Below are 2,396 nucleotides of genomic sequence, written 5' to 3' on the forward strand. Positions count from 1 at the left end.
ACTGATTTGAGCGTCAGATTCTGTGATGCTTGTCAGGGGGGCGGAGCCTATGGAAAAACGGCTTTGGCGCGGCCTTATGCTTTCTTCGTTAAGTATCTTCCTGGCATCCCCCAGGAAATTTCTGCTCCATCCGTAAGCCCGTCCCGCTCGCCGCAGCCGAACGACCGAGCGGAGCGAGTCAGTGAGCGAGGAAGCGGAATATATTCTGTATCACATTTTCTCCTGACGCGTTTTCTTTCACTTTCTGCGCCTGTCTTATGTGGCATTAATGCTATGTGTTACTGCCATGCTACATCTTAAGCCAGTATACACTCCGCTAGTGCTCCGTGACTGGTCCGGCGCTGCGCCCGGAACCCGCCTGTACCGGTTCAGCAGCCGTTCCGGCCTGACTGCAATTTTTTTTTTTCATCCCTGCCCGCTACCCTGTAAACCTTTCTTCTGCGTTGCCGTTAACAGTAGGTAAGCCATGTTTGGTTTTTCTTCCGGAGCCCTGATGACTCTTAGTGATGATGAGCGACACCTGCTTGTGTCCGTTGTTTCGGTCTGGCTACGGCGTGCCGGAGGGGATGCCGGAGCCATGATGCTGGATGCATACCGGCAGATTTTGTCTGAAACCGAACCGGCCGTAAGGACTGTCATGCTCGAATTTCTTGAATCCGTTCGCATTCATTACATTTCGTCCTGAGCATTTTCTGTATTTCTGTCCATACTTAAACGAGGCGGCCGTCACGGACGGTGGTCGTCGTTCCATGATGCTGTTATGGACGAGTGAGAGTAATCTAATCTAACTTGATTGAGTTCCGGGCGTGCCGCCCGGTTTTTTTTGCTGTTTCCCGGTGTCCGTTCCGGGACAGGATGTGCATTTGTAATACCGCGCACGCGCCGGCATCACAAATACCCTGGTCAGGGCTGCGCCCCGACACCCCGCCATCGCCTCACGGCCGCGCACTGAATTGCGCACCCGTTCACCGATTTTCACGCATTTTCCTCGCCTATCTGTGCGTTCAGCATGGCGTAAAGCGCTTCGGCCTGATCGTGCAGGTGCTCACAGCAGCCGGCAGCCTCATCCAGATCCATCTGCTCGAGCCGCTCAAGGAGGAGAAGTGTCTGTGCGCGGATAAATTTGGCCATATTGAGGGCGGCGGATTCCTGTCTGGTCACTGGTGATTTTCCCCGTCTGGTGATGATTTTTGCGTGAAAAGAGCATGGCGTCATTCTGGTGCATAGTCATGCATGCCGTTAAAATTTAACAGGCGCGTTTCTGACGGGTTCCGGGGTGGTTTGTTGTGGTTTTTGTCATGGTTTCGTCAGGAACGCGCTGAACGCGTCTCAGGCGGTGCGGGCAACGGATGTTATGGTAAATTCTTGGGGGCTTGATTATAAAATACCGCACTTCCTCTTATGTCTTGTGCTTTTTAGACAACCCTGAAAGCTTTTAGCTTTGGTGATGCAATTTGCTGGGATTTTGGCGGAGAACCACAGGTAAAGAAAAAGGCCACATTAGCGGCCTTTTTCGGAGAAGATGCTCAGTGCGGAATTTCGGAGACTTCTTTAACGTCGGTTTTATTGATCTGCTGTTTGACACCATTCGCGTCTGTATAGCCAAGCAGGCCTGAGTCTGATTCTTTAGGTTTGCCGTCGCTGACAATAGTGCGACCGTCATTGGTGTGTATGGCATAGCTTGTGCGCGTGCAGCCGGTGAGGGCTGAAAGCGCAACTGCCGCTGCGAACACTGAAACAAAAATCTTTTTCAAAGCCAGCTCCTTTTATCCATATCAGTTTTGGTCACTAACCATCTAACTATAGGTCATTTTTTATGTGAAAAGAGGCTTGATGGTGGGCTGTATATCGAGTTAGGCGCGAGGTGCTATGGTCAAAGTGTGGTGTCAGGCGGGGAGGAGGCTTATATGAGATGTAATCCGGCCGATACATATACCAAGATGATTTAAGTATTCCTCTTTGTGAGGTTGGATGTCTAATTTATAAAGGATCTTCTTGAGATCCTTTTTTTCCGCGCGTAATCTCTTGCCCTGTAAACGAAAAAACCACCCTGGCAGGTGGTTTTTCGAAGGTTAGGTAATCCTGGCAGATCCCCTAACCGTGGTAACAGTCTTGTGCGAGACATGTCACCAAATTTGTCCTTTCAGTGTAGCCTCACTAAGGCCGCCACTTCAAGAACTCTTGAGACATCTCTCGCACATCCTGTTTGCCAATGGCCGTTGCCAATGGCGATTAGTCGTGTCTTTCCGGGTTGGACTCAAGTTGATAGTTACCGGATAAGGCGCAGCGGTCGGACTGAACGGGGGGTTCGTGCATACAGTCCATCCTGGAGCGAACTGCCTTCCCGGAACTGAGTGTCAGGCGTGGAATGAGAAACCGCGGCCATAACAGCGGAG

The 2,396-nt window shown here is 51.1% G+C and carries 3 protein-coding genes; 1 reads left to right on the forward strand and 2 read right to left on the reverse strand.

Annotation, left to right across the window (positions count from 1 at the left end; translation table 11 throughout):
* Positions 1-466 precede the first annotated feature (466 nt).
* Positions 467-685 (forward strand): hypothetical protein, encoded by a 219-nt coding sequence (locus ACQUTD_RS21545; protein ID WP_198129632.1) that lies wholly within the window; start codon positions 467-469, stop codon positions 683-685.
* A 290-nt stretch (positions 686-975) separates the two neighbouring features.
* Here ACQUTD_RS21545 and ACQUTD_RS21550 read toward each other — a convergent pair whose 3' ends face one another.
* On the reverse strand, positions 976-1,161 hold the full coding sequence (locus ACQUTD_RS21550; protein WP_013772937.1) for a Rop family plasmid primer RNA-binding protein: 186 nt from the start codon (positions 1,159-1,161) through the stop codon (positions 976-978).
* Positions 1,162-1,526: 365 nt separating this feature from the next.
* Positions 1,527-1,754: a YgdI/YgdR family lipoprotein gene (locus ACQUTD_RS21555; RefSeq protein ID WP_021243043.1), complete on the reverse strand. Its 228-nt coding sequence runs from the start codon at positions 1,752-1,754 to the stop codon at positions 1,527-1,529.
* Between the last annotated feature and the right edge of the window lie 642 nt (positions 1,755-2,396).

It is taken from the genome of Enterobacter sp. K510 (assembly GCF_055804875.1).